Origin of the sequence: Microlunatus spumicola, from assembly GCF_039536445.1 — a bacterium.
Taxonomy (GTDB): domain Bacteria; phylum Actinomycetota; class Actinomycetes; order Propionibacteriales; family Propionibacteriaceae; genus Microlunatus; species Microlunatus spumicola.
In genome coordinates this window covers 1,766,230-1,781,358 of sequence record NZ_BAAAYR010000001.1, presented here as the reverse complement: position 1 = coordinate 1,781,358, position 15,129 = coordinate 1,766,230, and the positions used below count along the sequence as shown (strand labels likewise).

The following is a 15,129-nucleotide window of genomic DNA, read 5'->3' as shown; positions in this document are numbered from 1 at the left end:
ACGAAATCAGATGAAGGTGACGCCCTGCGCCAGGGGGAGCTGGCCCGAGTAGTTCACCGTCTGGGTCGAGGGCCGCATGTAGGCCTTCCAGGCGTCCGAGCCGGACTCGCGCCCGCCGCCGGTCTCCTTCTCGCCGCCGAACGCGCCGCCGATCTCGGCGCCGGAGGTGCCGATGTTGACGTTGGCGATCCCGCAGTCCGAACCCGCCGACGACAGGAACCGCTCCGCCTCGCCCTGGTCGGAGGTGAAGATCGCCGAGCTCAGGCCCTGGGGCACCGCGTTGTGCAGCGCGATGACCTCGTCGAGGTCGTCGTAGGTCATCACGTAGAGGATCGGCGCGAACGTCTCCTCGTGCACGATCGCCGTCTGCTCCGGCATCGCGACGATCGCGGGGCGGACGTAGTACGCGTCGGGGTGCACGTCGGCGAGCTCGCGGTCGCCGCCGGCGAGGACGGTGCCGCCCTGCTCCTGGGCCGCGGCGAGCGCGGCCTGCTGGGCCTCGTACGAGCGCTGGTTGACCAGCGGGCCGACGAGGACGCCCTCCTCGCGGGGGTCGCCGACCTGCAGCGACTCGTACGCGGCGACGACGCGCTTGGTCAGCTGGTCCGCGACGGAGGAGTGCACGAAGAGCCGGCGCAGGGTCGTGCAGCGCTGGCCGGCGGTGCCGGCCGCGGCGAAGACGACGCCGCGCAGGGCGAGGTCGAGGTCGGCCGAGGGGGCGACGATGGCGCCGTTGTTGCCGCCGAGCTCGAGCAGCGTACGACCGAAGCGGGCAGCCACGACCGGTCCGACCTCGCGGCCCATGCGGACGGAGCCGGTGGCGGAGACGAGCGCGACGCGGGGGTCCTCGACGAGCTTGCGGCTGCCGTCGGCGTCGGTCAGCAGCAGCTGGTGGATGCCCTTCGGGGCGCCGGACTCGGCGACCGCGCGGGCCAGCAGGGCGTCGACGGCGATCGCCGAGAGCCGCGTGACGTCGGCCGGCTTCCACACGACCGTGTCGCCGCAGACGAGGGCGAGCGCGGTGTTCCAGGCGTAGACCGCGACCGGGAAGTTGAAGGCCGAGATGACGCCGACGACGCCGAGCGGGTGCCAGACCTCCTGCAGGCGGTGGCCCGGGCGCTCCGACGGCATCGTCTTGCCGAAGAGCTGGCGCGACTGGCCGACGGCCAGGTCGGCGATGTCGATCATCTCCTGCACCTCGCCGAGCGCCTCGGACGGCGTCTTGCCGACCTCGGCGGTCACCAGGGTGGCGAGGTGGACCTTGTGCTCGGTCAGCAGCTCGCCCCAGCGCTTGACCAGCTGGCCGCGGATCGGGGCCGGGGTGTCGCGCCAGGCGGGGAAGGCCTCGGCCGCACGGCCGATCGCGGCGTCGATGTCGGCCACGGTGTCGAGCCGGGCGCCGACGAGCGGCTCGCCGGTGATCGGGCTGGAGACCTGAGCGTCACCCCCGACCACGGACAGGTCGACGCCGCACGCCTCGAGGGCGGTGCGGACGTCGTCGGCGAGGGCGGTGCGGGTGGCGGTGTCAGTCGTGGTGTCGGTCATGCGGGTGCGTTCTCCTGTGCTGCCGCGGCTGCGGCGAGTGGGACGGGCGTGGTGTCGACGGGGTGGCCGAGCGCGGCCTCGGCCTCGGCGAGCGAGGCGGCCTGCTGCGCTCCGTAGAGGTCGGTCGGGTCGGCGATGGCGATGCCGACGACCTCGCTCAGCCGGTCGAGGTCGTACGGCGTGCCGAGCTGGTCGTCGTCGCGCGAGCCCTCGTCGGTGAGGTTGGACTGGAAGATGCCGGCGGCGGAGCGGGGGAGGAAGTCCTCGTAGACGATCGGTTCGGCGACCAGCACGCCGCTCTCCAGCAGCGTGGCCAGCGTGGCGCCGCTTCCGACGTCGGTGCTGGAGCCCGCCGGGGGCTCGGCGACGCGGAAGCGGAAGAACCCCAGCCCGGCCAGGGCGAGGCCCGTCTCGGTGCGGGGGAGGTGCTCGCGCCAGACCTCGGCGGCCACGGCGACCCGGGTGGTGCCCTGCGGTGCGTCGGCCAGGCGGCGGTCGGCCTCGGCGGTCATCGCGTCGTAGAGGTCGCGGCCGGCGGCGGTGAGTGCGATGCCGCGCTGCTCGACCTCGCCGAACCGCACCCGGAGCTCGCCGCTCGCCGTCGTGCCGTCCGGCTCCCGGAACGTCCGCGGCTCGGCCAGCGCCCGGAACGACGTCTGCCGCAGCAGCACGTCGGGGCCCTCCCAGCGGGGCGGGCCCTGGATCTCGGGGATCATCGTGACGCCCAGCGCGCTCATGCGCGCATAGAGGTCGTCGATGTCGAGGACGCGCGGCGTCAGGTGGTTGATGTGCGTGGCCGGCACGCCGCCGATGTCGGCCGCGACGGCCGAGATCGCCTCGAGGTGGTCGTACCAGGCGCGGTCGATGGGTTCCGTGGACAGGGCGAAGGACGCGGTCGCCAGCGCCAGGAACCGCTCCGCGGCGTCGCTGTCGAGCCCGCCCTCGACGACCGAGCGGTCGGCCAGGGCCAGCGCCTCGGGGGAGAAGAGCTCGCGCGCGGCGACGAACGCCTCGAGCCGCTCCTGGGTCGGCGCGTCGAAGAAGCGGCGGTCGTCGGTGACGAGCATCGAGGTGAAGACGCGGAACGGGTTGCGGGCCAGCTCGTCGACGTCGGTCGGGCGGAACGCGGTCGAGACGACCGGGACCGAGCTCGCCGAGGCGTCGCGGAGGTCGTAGAAGCCGACCGGGTGCATGCCGAAGCCGGCGAACAGCCGCGCGACCTGGGCCATCTCCGCGGGCGAGCCGACCCGGATCGCGCCGTGCCGCTCGGCGGTGACGCGGGAGATCGACCCGAGGCGCTCGGCGTCAGCGCCGTGGGCGGCCACGAAGTCCTCGTTCACGGCGCGGGAGACGTCGACCAGCGTCGTGTACGCCGGGACCTCCTGGCCGTAGAGGGCGGCCAGCGACAGCGCGAACCGGGCCCGCAGCTCCCACTGCGCGACGTGCCGCGCGCCGGGCTCCGACGTGGCGGTCCGGGCCGCCGGACCCGTCGACGGGCTCGGGGCGGATGTGGTCGCAGGGCTGCTCACGCTCGGCACTCCTCCAGCTCGGGACGTCAGATGATGTGGACCTCGGCGAGCAGCGCGTGCCCGACGGGGTCCGGGTCGAAGCGGGACACGTCGAACGGCGTCACGTCGAGGAAAGGTTCGACCCCACGGTAGAGGTCGCGGACCACTTCTCCAACCGCGGGCGCCTGCAAGAATCCGTGTCCGGAGAACCCGGTGGCGTAGAAAAACCCGTCGAGCTGGCGAGAGACGCCAATGATCGCGTTGTGGTCCGGGGTGTTCTCGTAGAGGCCCGCCCAGCCGCCCTCCAGCGGGCGTCCGACGAGCTCCGGCGCGACGACCTGGGCCGCCTCCTCGAAGGCGGCGACCCACGCGTCGTCGAACGTCCGCCCGAAGCCCTCCGGCTCGTCCGCGTTCGAGATCCCGAGCAGCATGCCGCCCGGGTAGTTGTGGAAGTAGAGCGTGGTCGACAGGTCCAGCGTGAACGGGACGGTCGGGAACGGCGCCCCCTGCTGCGGCGTGAAGCCGATCTGGCGCCGGACCGGTACGACCGGCAGCGGGACGCCGGCCAGCTCCCCGAGGCGCGCCGACCAGGCGCCCGTGGCGCAGACGACGGCGTCGGTCCGGATGGTCCCGCGGTCGGTGTGCACCGCGCGGACCGCGCCACCCGTGGTCTCGACGCCGGTGACGGTCGTCCCCTCGTGCACCTGGCCGCCGAGGGCCCTCAGCGCGGTGCCGTACGCGGCCACGACCCGGCCCGGCTCGGCGTAGCCGTCGCGGGGGGAGAAGGACGCGCCGACGAGGACGGACGGGTCGACCAGCGGGTTCAGGCGGTGGGCCTCCGCGGGCGTGATCATGCGGCCGCTGGCGCCGAGGCTCTCCTGCAGCGCGGTGCTGGCCTCGACCGACGCGACCTCCGCGTCGCTGCGGCAGAGGAAGAGGTAGCCGACCTGGCGCAGGCCGATGTCGGTCGAGAAACGTTCGGCGAAGCGCTCGAAGGTCTCGAGGCTGCGCTGGCCCAGCAGCACGTTGCCGGGGTCGGAGAAGGTGGCGCGGACGCCACCCAGCGGCTTGGCCGAGGACCCGCTGCCGAGGGTGTCGCGCTCGACCAGGACGACGTCGCGCACGCCGGCCTCGGCCAGATGGAAGGCGATGCTCGTGCCCATCACCCCGCCGCCGACCACGACGACCTCGGCGTGCTCGGGCAGCGGCGCGCGGCCGTCAGAAGGCGCAGTCATGTCCTCCTCAGTGTCGCGTGCGGAGGTCGTTAAGATCCATCGACACCTTCTCCACGAACCGTTGAGCTCTGCTGCATGCTTCTCGCATGAGGTGGACGCTCGACCAGCTGCGGACCCTGGTGGCCGTGGCCGAGGCCGGCACGATGAGCGCGGCCGCGGCGACGCTCGGCTACACCACCGGCGCCGTGTCCCAGCAGATGGCGGCGTTGGCGCGTGCGGTCGGGCGCCCGCTGTTCGTCCGGGACGGCGCGCGGCTCGCCCTTTCCGACGACGGGGTCGTGCTCGTCGAGCAGGCGCGGCTGGTCCTCGAGGCCGAGGCGCGCGCGGCCGCGGTGCTGCGCGGGCCATCACCGACGCTCGCGGTACGGCTCGGCGTGTTCGGGTCCGCCGCGGTCGTCGGCCTGCCGGCCGCGCGGGCGCGGCTGGCGGACGAACCCGGGGTCGCGCTCCAGGCCGTGGAGGTCGACGTCGAGGCGATGCCCGACGCGGTCCTGCGTGACGAGATCGACCTCGCGCTCGGCCTCGACTACTCCGACGCCCCGCTGCCGCCACGGCGCGGGCTGGACGTGGCGCGGCTGCACCGCGAGGCGTTCCTGCTGGTGCTCCCGCCCGGCGCCGAGGTGGACGTGACCTCGGCCGACGCGGTGCGGACGTTCGCGGACGCGACGGACTGGATCGTGCCGCCCCCGAGCTCGACCTTCGGGCGTGCCGTGCGGACGGCGTGCGCCAGAGCGGGGATCGCTCCCCGCGAGCGGCACCTCGTCACCGACACCGCCGTGTCGATCGCCCTGGCCGAGGCCGGGCTCGGGATCACGCTCGTGACGCCGCTGATGCTGGCGATGCGCGCGACGACGGCGCCCACGGCGTCGCTGCCCGGCCCGTCGACCCGGGACGTCGTCGCCCTGGCCCGGACCCCGGCGCTCGAGCGCGCCGGCGTACGGGCGGTCCGGTCGGCCCTGGTCGAGGCCTTCACCTTCTGAGCGTGACCCGCTCTCTCGGCCGCGACCCGTGGCCCGCCCCGGCTAGGAGAACCCGCCGGCGAGCGCGACGATGCCGACGACGATCCCCATCAGCACGATCAGGACGATGGTCGTCAGACCGACGACGAGCCCGATGCGCTCGTTGAGGCTGAGCCGGGGCTTCCAGCTGAGCTCCTTCGCCGCGGCGGTGACGAGGTCGCGCCCGGCGGAGGAGTCGAACGTCGCCTCCGACGTCTTCGTCAGCCCGCCCGGGCCGAGAGCGTACGTGCGCCGGACGCTCTTGCGGCGGATGTTGCCGCGCGCGACCGACACCCCCGCGCTGAGCACCGGCCGCTCGCGTCCGTCCGTGCCCGCCCGCCACGTCAGCGTGCGGAGCTCGTCGTCGACGGAGTAGGTGCGCGCCGCCTCGTCCGCGCGGACGTGGTGGACCGACGCCTGCGTCAGCTGCCACTCGCGGAAGCTCCCGAACCACTGAGGGTCCTCGAGCGCCAGCCGCACGTCGAACCCCTCGGGCTTCGGCTCCACCACGTACGGCGTGCCCGCCGTCCGTGCCTGCACCGCTGCGAAGAGGTCCTGCGTCGCGCTCACGGCGCCAACCTAGGACGGCGAGGGGTCTCCCGCTCCTCATCGCCGCAACACCTCGCCCCGGTGCCGGACGGTGACCCTGGTGTTCCGCAGCGGTCTCTGGTCCGGGTCGACCCACCGGGGTGGGACCCACGCGGGCAGGCCGTCGACCATCAGGCACGTCCAGCCCCGACCCGCGAAGTTGTGGTGGTGCCACGCGCACAGCAGGGTCAGGTTGTCGAGGTCGGTCGCGCCGCCGTCGACCCAGGCGCGCACGTGGTGGCGTTCGCACCACTCCGGTGGCCGGTCACAACCGGGGAAGCTGCACCCGTCGTCTCTGGCGACCAGGGCCATCGTCTGGCCCGGCGTGGCGAGGCGGCGGCTGCGGCCGAGCTGCAGCACCACCCCGGTCGGGCTCACCACGGTCGGGTAGACCTCGGCCTCGTCGGTCAGGTCGACGACCGTCTCGCCGGACAGGACGGTGCCGTCGCTAGTCACGCCCCACCGCCGGCGCGCGACGAGGTCACCCTCGGGGATCGTGACGATCACGGTCGCCGGGGTGCCGCCCGCGTCGGGCAGGGTGCCCGAGCGGAGCAGCCGGTCGCAGACCTCCTCCAACGCGTCGTGGGTGCGTTGCCCGTGGTGGCGCGGATCCTCCTGCTGGACCTCACGCCCGTCGTCGAGGACCACCGTCGCCAGTCGGGGTTTCGCCAGTGGACCTAGGACCGCACGGAGCTTCGCGCCGACGGGCCCGGTGAGTCGTCCCTCGACCGACCACATGCCGTCGCGCAGCCGACGGAACGCCAGGTGCCGCCGGTCGGCGTTCAGCTCCTCCTGCGGCCGCGTGCCGTCCGGGTCGATCCCGTCGACGACGCGCTGGGCCGCCAGCCGCAGGTCGTGCGGGCGCAGGGCCCGGGCGAAGCCTGCGAGGAGCGCCTCGGCCGCGTCCAGGTCGGCCGGGTCGAACCCGCGGTGGTCCACCGTGCCCAGGGCACGGAGGCAGACGTCCAGCTGCTCCGGCGAGGCCAGCCCGGCGCGTTGCGCGGTCGCCAGCGCCGGGCGTACCGGCTCGAGAGGCTCGCCCGTCAAGGTCGTCCGCTCGCCGAGCGCCTCCGCGGCCCGGACCCGGCGGCCGGCCTCGGCGTGCGAGAGGCGCAGCGCCCAGCCCAGCGCCGACGCCAGGGTGGGCTGGGTCAGCGTCTCCGGCAGCCGGACCGCCGCGGCGACCCGGACCGCGCGGTGGTCCACCAGCGGGACCCGGTTGCGCGCCTCCTCGAACCGTTGCAGGAAGCGCACCAGGCGCAGCCCGTCGAACCCGTCGAGACCGCCGCACTCGACCACGTCCACGAGCCGGTCGAGCGCGGCGACGAAGCCGTCGAGCGCGCGGTCGGCTGCTTCCGGACCGCCCGCCGCGACGCCCTCGATCTCCATGACCCGAACCTAGGAGAACCCTCTGACGCTTTCGAACACACGTTCGAACGAGGTGCGAGCAGCGGTAGCCGGAGCGACGAGATGGACCGGCCGCCCCGGACGCCGGACCCGACCAGGGTCAGGCGCGCACGCCCGGGCGCAGGCTGGTGAAGAAGACCCAGACCACGCCGACGGTCAGGAGCATCGCGCCGGGGACGTGGATCCACAGGCTGTCGTAGCCGCCCCAGTAGGCCTGCAGGAACGTGTAGGCGAAGACGACGACGGCGAGGACCATCGGCCGGACGCCGAGCCGCTGCTGGCGCCAGAGCAGGACGGCGACGATCGCGGCCAGGCCGCTGAGCACGTGCAGGACGATGGCGCCGGCCGCGTGGGCCTCCTCGGGCCCGCCGTTCGGGAACAGCTGCCCGGCGGTGACGAACTGGTAGAGCACGTTGAGCACGGCCAGCCCCGCGAGGACCTGGAAGGCGCGGACGAGCGAGGTCGCGGCGCGCGGGTCCGACGAGTCGGGCCTGCCGCCGGTGGTGGCGTCGCTGGTGGACATGGGTGCTCCTGAAGGTCGGGGGGAGAGGCGCGAGCGGCAACTGCGGAGGTGCTCCGACGGGCGCGGTCCGGCTCGTGCTGATCTTCTCGCCCAGCATCACCCGAAGTTGCGGCATCGCGTCGGAGGTTCCGGCCGGACGTGGGCGGGTCGTCCGGCCGGGCTCGCCGACTGACCGCGGGAGCGGGCTCGGGGCGGGGGCGAGCGAGCAGTGGATTGTCAGACAATCGCCGTGCTAACGTGCTCGACGTGGTGGACCTGGCGACCGAGGAGGACGGGCTCCGTCCTGCTCTGGCGCCTGTCGCCTCAGTCTCGCGCCGGCAGGCGGTGCTCGCCCAGATCCGCCGCGGCATCGTCGTCGGCGCGCTCCGGCCGGGCGACAAGCTCACCGAGCTCTCGCTGGCCGCCGACCTGCAGGTCAGCCGCGCCACGGTCCGCGAGGCCCTCGGCCAGCTGGCCCAGGAGGGGCTCGTCGTGTCCGAGCCCTACCGCGGGCTGCGGGTCGCCGACCTCGACACCGCCGCGCTGCGCGACCTCGCCAGCACCCGCGCCGCGCTCGACGACCTCGCAGCAGGGGCGATCCTCGACGACCCGACCGGCCGGCGCCTGGACGCCGTCCGGACCGCCTGGGCCGCCTTCGAGGCGACCGCCTTCGACGACGACCCGGTCGTCCGCCACGAGGGTCACCTCGCGTTCCACCGGGCCGTCTGGAGCGCCGCCGAGAACGTCGTGCTCGACCAGCTCTGGCCGGTCATCCAGGCCCACATCACGATCGCCCTCGCCCAGGACCAGGCGGCCCGCCACGACCCGGAACGTTCCCACCGCCTGCACCGCGACCTCGTCGACGCCCTGGAGAGCGGCGACGAGGGGCGCGTACGGGCGGCGTTCCGCGAGCACACCCTCACCAGCGTCGACGAGCTGATCGCGCTGCGCTCTGCGCACGGGACAGCCCCCGAGACCGAGCCCGCACCCCACGGAAGGACCACCGCATGAGGATCCTCGTCATCGGCGCCACCGGACTGGTCGGCGGTGCCGCCGCCGACGCGCTCGAGGCGTACGGCGACGAGGTGCTGCGGGCGTCCAGGAGCTCCGCGCTCGCGGTCGACCTGACCGACGCGGCCTCGATCACCGCCCTGTTCGAGCGGGTCGCGAGCGTCGACGCCGTCGTGTCCGCGGTCGGTTCGGTGCCGTTCAAACCGCTGGCGGAGCTGACGGGCGAGGACTACCTCTCCGCCTACCGCGGGAAGGTCGCCGCCCAGGTCGATGTCGTCCGGATCGGCACCGCCCACGTGACCGACGGCGGTTCGCTCACGCTGACCACGGGCATCCTGGCCCGCGAACCGATCCGTACGGGTGCCGCCGCCGCGCTCGCCAACGGGGCCCTCGAGTCCTTCGTCATCTCCGCCGCCGCGGAGCTGCCCCGAGGCCTGCGGGTCAACGCGGTCAGCCCCACCGTCCTGACCGAGGCGACCGGCTACCACGCCTTCTTCCCCGGCTTCCCGCCCGTCTCCGCCGCCGACGTCGGCCAGGCCTTCGTCCGGTCGGTCCACGGGGTGCAGACCGGCCAGGTCTTCGCCCTGTGAGCCGGCACGTCGTGGTCGTCGGCGGCGGGGCCATCGGCCTCATGACCGCCTACCAGCTGGCCACCGACGGCGCGCGCGTCACGCTCGTCGACGCCCGTCGCACCGGCCAGGGGGCGGCGGAGGTCAACGCCGGCTGGATCTGCCCCGCGGAGTCGGCGCCCGTGCCCGGCCCGGGCATGATCAGCACGTCCCTGCGGTGGATGCTGCGCCGCGACAGCCCGCTCTACATCCGGCCGTCGCTCGACCCGCAGTTCGTCAAGTTCATGCTCGGCATGTGGCGCAGCTGCAACGCGCCCGCCCAGCAGGCCGGCTTCGAGGCGCACCTGCGGCTCGCCGCGAGCTCGGGGGAGGCGTACGACCGGTACCGCGCCGACGGCCTCGACTTCGAGCTGCGCCACGACGGCCTGCTGATGGCCTTCACCGACCCGCACAACCTCGAGCACCATCGCGGCCTCCTCGAGCTCGCGCGCCGCTTCGACCGCGACCCGCAGGTGCTCGTCGGCGACGACGTCCGCGTGCACGAGCCCAAGCTCTCCGACCGCGTGATCGGCGGCATCTACTTCCCGCGCGAGGAGCACCTCGACCCGCCTGCGCTCATGGCCGCGCTGCACCGGCGGCTCCTCGAGCTCGGCGTGACGATCCTCGAGGGCGCCCCGATCGACGGCGTGCAGCACGGCTGGGTCGCCGGCGGCGACGGCCTGCGGTCGATCAGCGCCGGGGGAGAGGTCGTGGGCGGCGACGCGTTCGTGCTCGCCGCGGGTGCGTGGACGGGCCCGATCTCGCGCCTGATCGGGGTGCCGCTGCCGGTGCGGCCGGGCAAGGGCTACAGCGTCGACGTCGAGCCGTACGACCTGCGCAGCTCGGTGAACCTGTCCGACGCCAAGGTCGCGGTGACGCCGTTGGCGCGCAACCTCCGGCTTGCCGGGACGATGGAGTTCGCGGGGCTCGACGAGGAGCTCAACCAGGTCCGCGTCAGCGCGATCCTGCGGGCGCCGAGCGCCTACTTCCGCGACTGGACCCCGCCCGTCGGGCCTGTCACGCCCAAGGCCGGCATCCGCCCGATGACCCCCGACGGCATCCCCGTGATCGGCCGGCTCGGCGAGCTGTCCAACACGTACGTCTCCAGCGGCCACGGCATGCAGGGCATCACCCTCGGCCCGGGCTCCGCGCTCGCCCTCAGCCGGATGGTCCTGCACGGCGAGGTGCCCGACGTGCTCGTCCCCTTCGCGCCGCAGCGCTTCACCCGCGCGGTCGTCCGCAAGAACCCCGCGCGTCACGACATCACCTCGGCCGCCTGAGCGCGCCCCCGAACCCCAAGGACCCACCGTGCCCCGCAAGCAGGTCGAGCTCACCGGCATCCTCGCCGCCGTCCCCACCCCGTTCACCGCCGACGGCTCCGCGGTCGACGAGGCCGCCCTCGCCGCCCTGGTCGACCGCCTCGTGGCCGCCGGCGTCCACGGGCTCGTGCCCTGCGGGACGACGGGGGAGTTCACGAGCCTGAGCCCGGAGGAGCACCGCCGGGTCATCGAGCTGTACGTCTCCGCCGCCGCCGGGCGCGTCCCGGTCGTCGCCGGCGTGGGCTCGATGACCACCGCCGGGGCGATCGACCTCGTCCAGCACGCCGAACGGGTCGGCGCGGACGCCGTCATGCTCGTGCCGCCGTTCTACGACCCGCTCGACCTCGCGACCCTCAAGGTCTTCCTCGCCGAGGTCGCCGCGGCGACGAGCCTCTCGATCGTCTACTACAACGTCCCCGGCGCGACCGGCATCCGCCTCGACGCCGACCAGGTCGCCGAGCTCGGCGCGATCGACGGCGTCGACTACCTCAAGGACACCTCCGGCGACGCCGTCGCGCTGACCGACCTGATCGTCAGCCGCGGCGCCGACATCAAGGCCTTCAACGGCTGGGACACCCTGACGTTCGCGGGGATCGCGCTCGGCGCCGAGGCGTCCGTGTGGGGCGTGGCGGGCATCGTGCCCGAGCAGGCCGTGGCGCTCTGGGACACGCTCGCGGTGAAGGGCGACCTCGTCGCGGCGCGCGAGCAGTGGCGCGACCTGTGGGCGCTCAGCTCCTACCTGGAGTCGATCAGCTACGTGTCGGGGGTCAAGACCGCGCTGGAGCTCGTCGGGCACCCGGTCGGCCCCACCCGCGCGCCGGTGCAGCCGCTGTCCGCCGAGCAGCGCGCCGGCCTGGTCGCCGTCCTGGAGCCCTTCATGACGAAGGAGGCCTGAGATGGCGCAGCTCGAGCTCGAGACCCTGCAGCTGGAGACCCTGCAGCTCCGGACGATCGAGGCCCACGCCGAGGGCGAGGCCGGGCGCGTCGTGATCAACGCCGCCCACCTGGTCCACGGCGCGACGATGGCCGAGCGGCTCGCGTACTGCCGCGACCACCTCGACGGCCTGCGGCGGTTCCTGCTGCGCGAGCCGCGGGGGTTCCCGGGGCTGTGCGCCGTGCTCGTCCTGCCGCCGGTCGAGCCGGGGTCCGACCTCGGCATCGTCGTGCTCGAGCAGGGCGGCTTCACGCCGATGTCGGGCAGCAACACGATCTGCACCGTCACCGCGGTCCTGGAGAGCGGGATCGTGCCGATGGTCGAGCCCGTGACCCGCGTACGGATCGACACCGCCGTGGGCACGGTCGAGACCGAGGCGGTCGTCTCGGGCGGCAAGGTCCGCAGCGTCACCGTCGCCAACGTGCCGGCGTTCGTCGTCGGGCTCGACGTGCCGCTCGAGGTGCCGACCTTCGGGACGGTCGCGGTCGACGTGGTGTTCGGCGGCGGCTTCTTCGTGCAGGCGCCCGCCGCGGCGCTCGGCCTCGAGATCCACCCCGACAAGGGGCGTGAGCTCACCCGCGCGGGCGCGCTGCTCAAGCTCGCGGCGCTCGAGCAGCTCGACGTGCGGCACCCGCTCAACCCCGACGTCGACGCCGTCGGCAACATCATGATCCACTCCGGCGACCGCCGGCCCGGCGTGCAGGACCGCAACGCCGTGATCCTCACCCAGGGCGCGCTCCGTGCGGACGACCCGAGCACCTGGACGGGCGCGCTCGACCGCTCGCCGTGCGGCACCGGGACCTGCGGGCGCATGGCCGCCCTGCACGCCCGCGGCCAGCTCGAGATCGGCGAGAAGTTCTCCCACCTCAGCACCATCGGCACCGAGTTCGTCGGCGAGCTGACCGGCACGACGACGCTCGGGCCGTACGGCGCCGTCCTCCCGACGATCACCGGCCGCGGCTGGGTGACCGGACGTTCGACCTGGGTGCTCGACCCCACCGACCCGTTCCCGTCCGGCTTCAGCGTCGGCGACATCTGGGCGCCGGGCCTGTGACAGGGAAGCCAACCCCTGCGGGGCCCTTCGGCGAGCTCAGGGGGCCTTGCCCGCGTACGCCCCCTGAGCCTGTCGAAGGGCCCCGGAGGGGTTGGCACCGACGCTCGAGGAAGCCAGAGGAGCAGCAGTGAGCCAGTACATCGACGGCCGGCGCCGGGAGGCCCTGACCGGGGTCCACGACGTCGTCCGCGACCCGTCCACCGGTGAGGTGGTCGCCGACCTGACGCTCGCGGGCCCGGACGACGTCGAGGCCGCCGTGGCTGCGGCGCGGGCCGCCTTCCCCGGCTGGTCCGGCGCCACGCCGGGGGAGCGTTCCGCGGCCCTGCACGCCCTCGCCGGCCTGCTCGAGGCCGAGGCGGAGGACCTGGCGCAGACGGAGAGCCGGCAGGCGGGCAAGCCGATCCGGTTGGCCCGCGAGTTCGACGTCCCCGGAACCATCGACAACACCGCGTTCTTCGCCGGTGCGGCGCGGACGCTCGAGGGCCAGGCGACCGCGGAGTACTCCGCCGACCACACCAGCTCGATCCGCCGCGAGCCCGTCGGCGTCGTCGGCTCGATCGCCCCCTGGAACTACCCCCTGCAGATGGCCGCGTGGAAGGTCCTGCCCGCCGTGGCGGCCGGCAACACGATCGTGCTCAAGCCCTCCGAGCTCACGCCGCTGACGACGCTGCGGTTCGCGGAGCTGGCCACGCAGGCCGGCATCCCGGACGGCGTGTTCAACGTCCTGACCGGGACCGGCACGGACTGCGGCGCCCACCTGCTGCGGCACCCGCAGGTCGACATGGTCTCGTTCACCGGCTCGACGCGCGTCGGTCGCACCGTCCTCGAGGCCGCGGCGACCACGGCCAAGCGCGTCCACCTCGAGCTCGGCGGCAAGGCGCCGTTCGTGGTGTTCGACGACGCCGACCTCGACGCCGCGATCCAGGGCGCCGTCGCCGCGAGCCTGATCAACACCGGTCAGGACTGCACCGCCGCCACCCGGGCGATCGTGCACCGCTCGCTGCACGACGCCTTCGTCGAGGGCGTCGCCGACCTCTTCGCGTCCGTCCGGCTCGGCCCGACGCAGGATCCGGCGACCGACCTCGGGCCCTTGATCAGCACCGCGCACCGCGACCGGGTGGCGGCGCTGGTCGACCGTTCCCGGGCGTACGCCCGCGTCGTCGCGGGCGGCACCGTCCCGGGTGGTGATCTTGCCCGCGGCTCGTACTACGCGCCGACGTTGATCGCCCACGCCGGGCTCACCACGGAGGTCGTCCGCGACGAGATCTTCGGTCCCGTGCTCGTCGTGCTGCCCTTCGACACCGACGACGAGGCGATCGCGCTCGCCAACGACACCCCGTACGGGCTGGCCGCCTCCGCGTGGACACGCGACGTCTACCGCGCGCTGCGCGCCACCCGCGAGATCCGCGCCGGCTGCGTGTGGGTCAACGACCACATCCCGATCATCAGCGAGATGCCGCACGGCGGGATGAAGGAGTCGGGCTTCGGCAAGGACATGTCGACCTACTCGTTCGAGGACTACACCGTGGTCAAGCACGTCATGTTCGACATCACCGGCGTCGCGGCCAAGCCGTGGCACCGCACGGTCTTCACGGGTCGTGGACGCGAGGGAGAGCAGTGATCAAGGAACCGTCGCCGTCGACCGCCCGGCGCTTCGTCGGCCGGGTCTGCCTGGTCACCGGCGCCGCCGGCGGCATCGGCTCGGCGATCGCCCGCCGGCTCGCGGACGAGGGCGCGCTGGTGCAGGTCGCCGACCTCGACGCGGACGCCTGCGCCCGGGTCGCCGAGGAGATCGTGCTGGCCGGCGGCCGGGCCGAGGCGCGGCCCTTCGACCTGACCGACCCGGACGCCTGCGTGGCGGCCGTGGAGGAGATGATCACCGCGCACGGAGGTCTCGACGTCGTGGTCAACAACGCCGGCATCAACCGTCGCGGTGCCCTGCTCGAGCTCGGCCCGGACGACTGGTCGGCCACCTTCGCGGTCAACGTCGACGCGATGGTGCACCTCTGCCGCGCGGTGCTGCCGGCCATGATCAGCGCGGGTCAGGGCGCGATCGTCAACACCGCCTCGCAGTGGGGGCTGTCGCCCGCGCCGGGCCACGTCGCGTACAACGCGAGCAAGGCCGCGGTGGTCTCCTTCACCCAGAGCCTGGCGCGGGACTACGCGCCCGCCGGTGTCCGGGTGAATGCCGTCTGCCCCGGGGAGATCTTCACCCCGATGCTGGCCGGCAACCTGGCGCGCAGCGGCCGGACCAAGGCCGACCTCGACGCCCTCGTCCCGTACGGGCGCGTGGGCTACCCCGAGGAGGTCGCGGCGCTGGTCGCCTTCCTGGCGTCGGACGAGGCGCCCTACCTGTGCGGCGCCGCCGTCGAGATCACCGGCGCGCAGGCCGTCGCATGACCGAGCACGTGAGAACGGAG

At 73.9% G+C, this 15,129-nt stretch carries 14 protein-coding genes; 8 read left to right on the top strand and 6 right to left on the bottom strand.

Annotated elements, in window-relative coordinates; genetic code table 11:
* Positions 1 to 6: 6 nt before the first annotated feature.
* The 3 genes from amaB to ABD665_RS08150 are packed head-to-tail and all read right to left on the bottom strand — an operon-like array spanning position 7 to position 4,288.
* Positions 7 to 1,545, bottom strand: a complete 1,539-nt coding sequence (amaB, locus tag ABD665_RS08160; protein ID WP_204911425.1) for an L-piperidine-6-carboxylate dehydrogenase — start codon at positions 1,543 to 1,545, stop codon at positions 7 to 9.
* Entirely contained in the window at positions 1,542 to 3,074 is a 1,533-nt protein-coding gene (gene hglS, locus ABD665_RS08155; RefSeq protein ID WP_344741766.1) for a 2-oxoadipate dioxygenase/decarboxylase, read from the bottom strand. Before hglS ends, amaB begins: the two co-directional genes overlap by 4 nt.
* 26 nt (positions 3,075 to 3,100) lie before the next feature.
* Entirely contained in the window at positions 3,101 to 4,288 is a 1,188-nt protein-coding gene (locus ABD665_RS08150) for an FAD-dependent oxidoreductase (RefSeq protein WP_204911426.1), read from the bottom strand.
* 86 nt (positions 4,289 to 4,374) lie between these two features.
* Here ABD665_RS08150 and ABD665_RS08145 point away from each other — a divergent pair, with 86 nt between their 5' ends.
* A complete protein-coding gene (locus ABD665_RS08145) occupies positions 4,375 to 5,268 on the top strand; it encodes a LysR substrate-binding domain-containing protein (protein ID WP_204911427.1) in 894 nt (297 codons plus the stop codon).
* A 42-nt stretch (positions 5,269 to 5,310) separates the two neighbouring features.
* Here ABD665_RS08145 and ABD665_RS08140 read toward each other — a convergent pair whose 3' ends face one another.
* From ABD665_RS08140 to ABD665_RS08130, 3 genes are all read right to left on the bottom strand, one after another.
* Entirely contained in the window at positions 5,311 to 5,856 is a 546-nt protein-coding gene (locus ABD665_RS08140) for a hypothetical protein (protein WP_204911428.1), read from the bottom strand.
* Between the two features lie 36 nt (positions 5,857 to 5,892).
* Positions 5,893 to 7,263, bottom strand: coding sequence for a DUF222 domain-containing protein (locus ABD665_RS08135; protein ID WP_204911429.1), 1,371 nt, complete (start codon positions 7,261 to 7,263; stop codon positions 5,893 to 5,895).
* Between the two features lie 118 nt (positions 7,264 to 7,381).
* The gene (locus ABD665_RS08130) at positions 7,382 to 7,804 is read right to left on the bottom strand and encodes a hypothetical protein (RefSeq protein ID WP_204911430.1); all 423 of its coding nucleotides are present in this window, start codon (positions 7,802 to 7,804) and stop codon (positions 7,382 to 7,384) included.
* 246 nt (positions 7,805 to 8,050) lie between these two features.
* On the opposite strand from ABD665_RS08130, the gene ABD665_RS08125 reads away from it, so the two are divergent.
* From ABD665_RS08125 to ABD665_RS08095, 7 genes are all read left to right on the top strand, one after another.
* The gene (locus ABD665_RS08125) at positions 8,051 to 8,794 is read left to right on the top strand and encodes a GntR family transcriptional regulator (RefSeq protein ID WP_344741762.1); all 744 of its coding nucleotides are present in this window, start codon (positions 8,051 to 8,053) and stop codon (positions 8,792 to 8,794) included.
* Positions 8,791 to 9,384, top strand: a complete 594-nt coding sequence (locus tag ABD665_RS08120; RefSeq protein WP_204911431.1) for a short chain dehydrogenase — start codon at positions 8,791 to 8,793, stop codon at positions 9,382 to 9,384. Before ABD665_RS08125 ends, ABD665_RS08120 begins: the two co-directional genes overlap by 4 nt.
* Positions 9,381 to 10,682 (top strand): FAD-dependent oxidoreductase, encoded by a 1,302-nt coding sequence (locus ABD665_RS08115; RefSeq protein WP_204911432.1) that lies wholly within the window; start codon positions 9,381 to 9,383, stop codon positions 10,680 to 10,682. The genes ABD665_RS08120 and ABD665_RS08115 overlap by 4 nt, the downstream gene beginning before the upstream one ends.
* Positions 10,683 to 10,710: 28 nt before the next feature.
* Positions 10,711 to 11,616 carry a dihydrodipicolinate synthase family protein gene (locus tag ABD665_RS08110; protein WP_204911433.1) on the top strand — a complete coding sequence of 302 codons (906 nt, stop codon included), beginning with the start codon at positions 10,711 to 10,713 and terminating at the stop codon, positions 11,614 to 11,616.
* 1 nt (position 11,617) lies between these two features.
* Entirely contained in the window at positions 11,618 to 12,709 is a 1,092-nt protein-coding gene (locus ABD665_RS08105; protein WP_204911434.1) for a proline racemase family protein, read from the top strand.
* Positions 12,710 to 12,836: 127 nt separating this feature from the next.
* Positions 12,837 to 14,330 carry a gamma-aminobutyraldehyde dehydrogenase gene (locus ABD665_RS08100; protein WP_344741758.1) on the top strand — a complete coding sequence of 498 codons (1,494 nt, stop codon included), beginning with the start codon at positions 12,837 to 12,839 and terminating at the stop codon, positions 14,328 to 14,330.
* Complete coding sequence (locus tag ABD665_RS08095; protein ID WP_204911436.1) at positions 14,327 to 15,109, top strand: glucose 1-dehydrogenase; 783 nt, start codon at positions 14,327 to 14,329, stop codon at positions 15,107 to 15,109. Before ABD665_RS08100 ends, ABD665_RS08095 begins: the two co-directional genes overlap by 4 nt.
* Positions 15,110 to 15,129 lie beyond the last annotated feature (20 nt).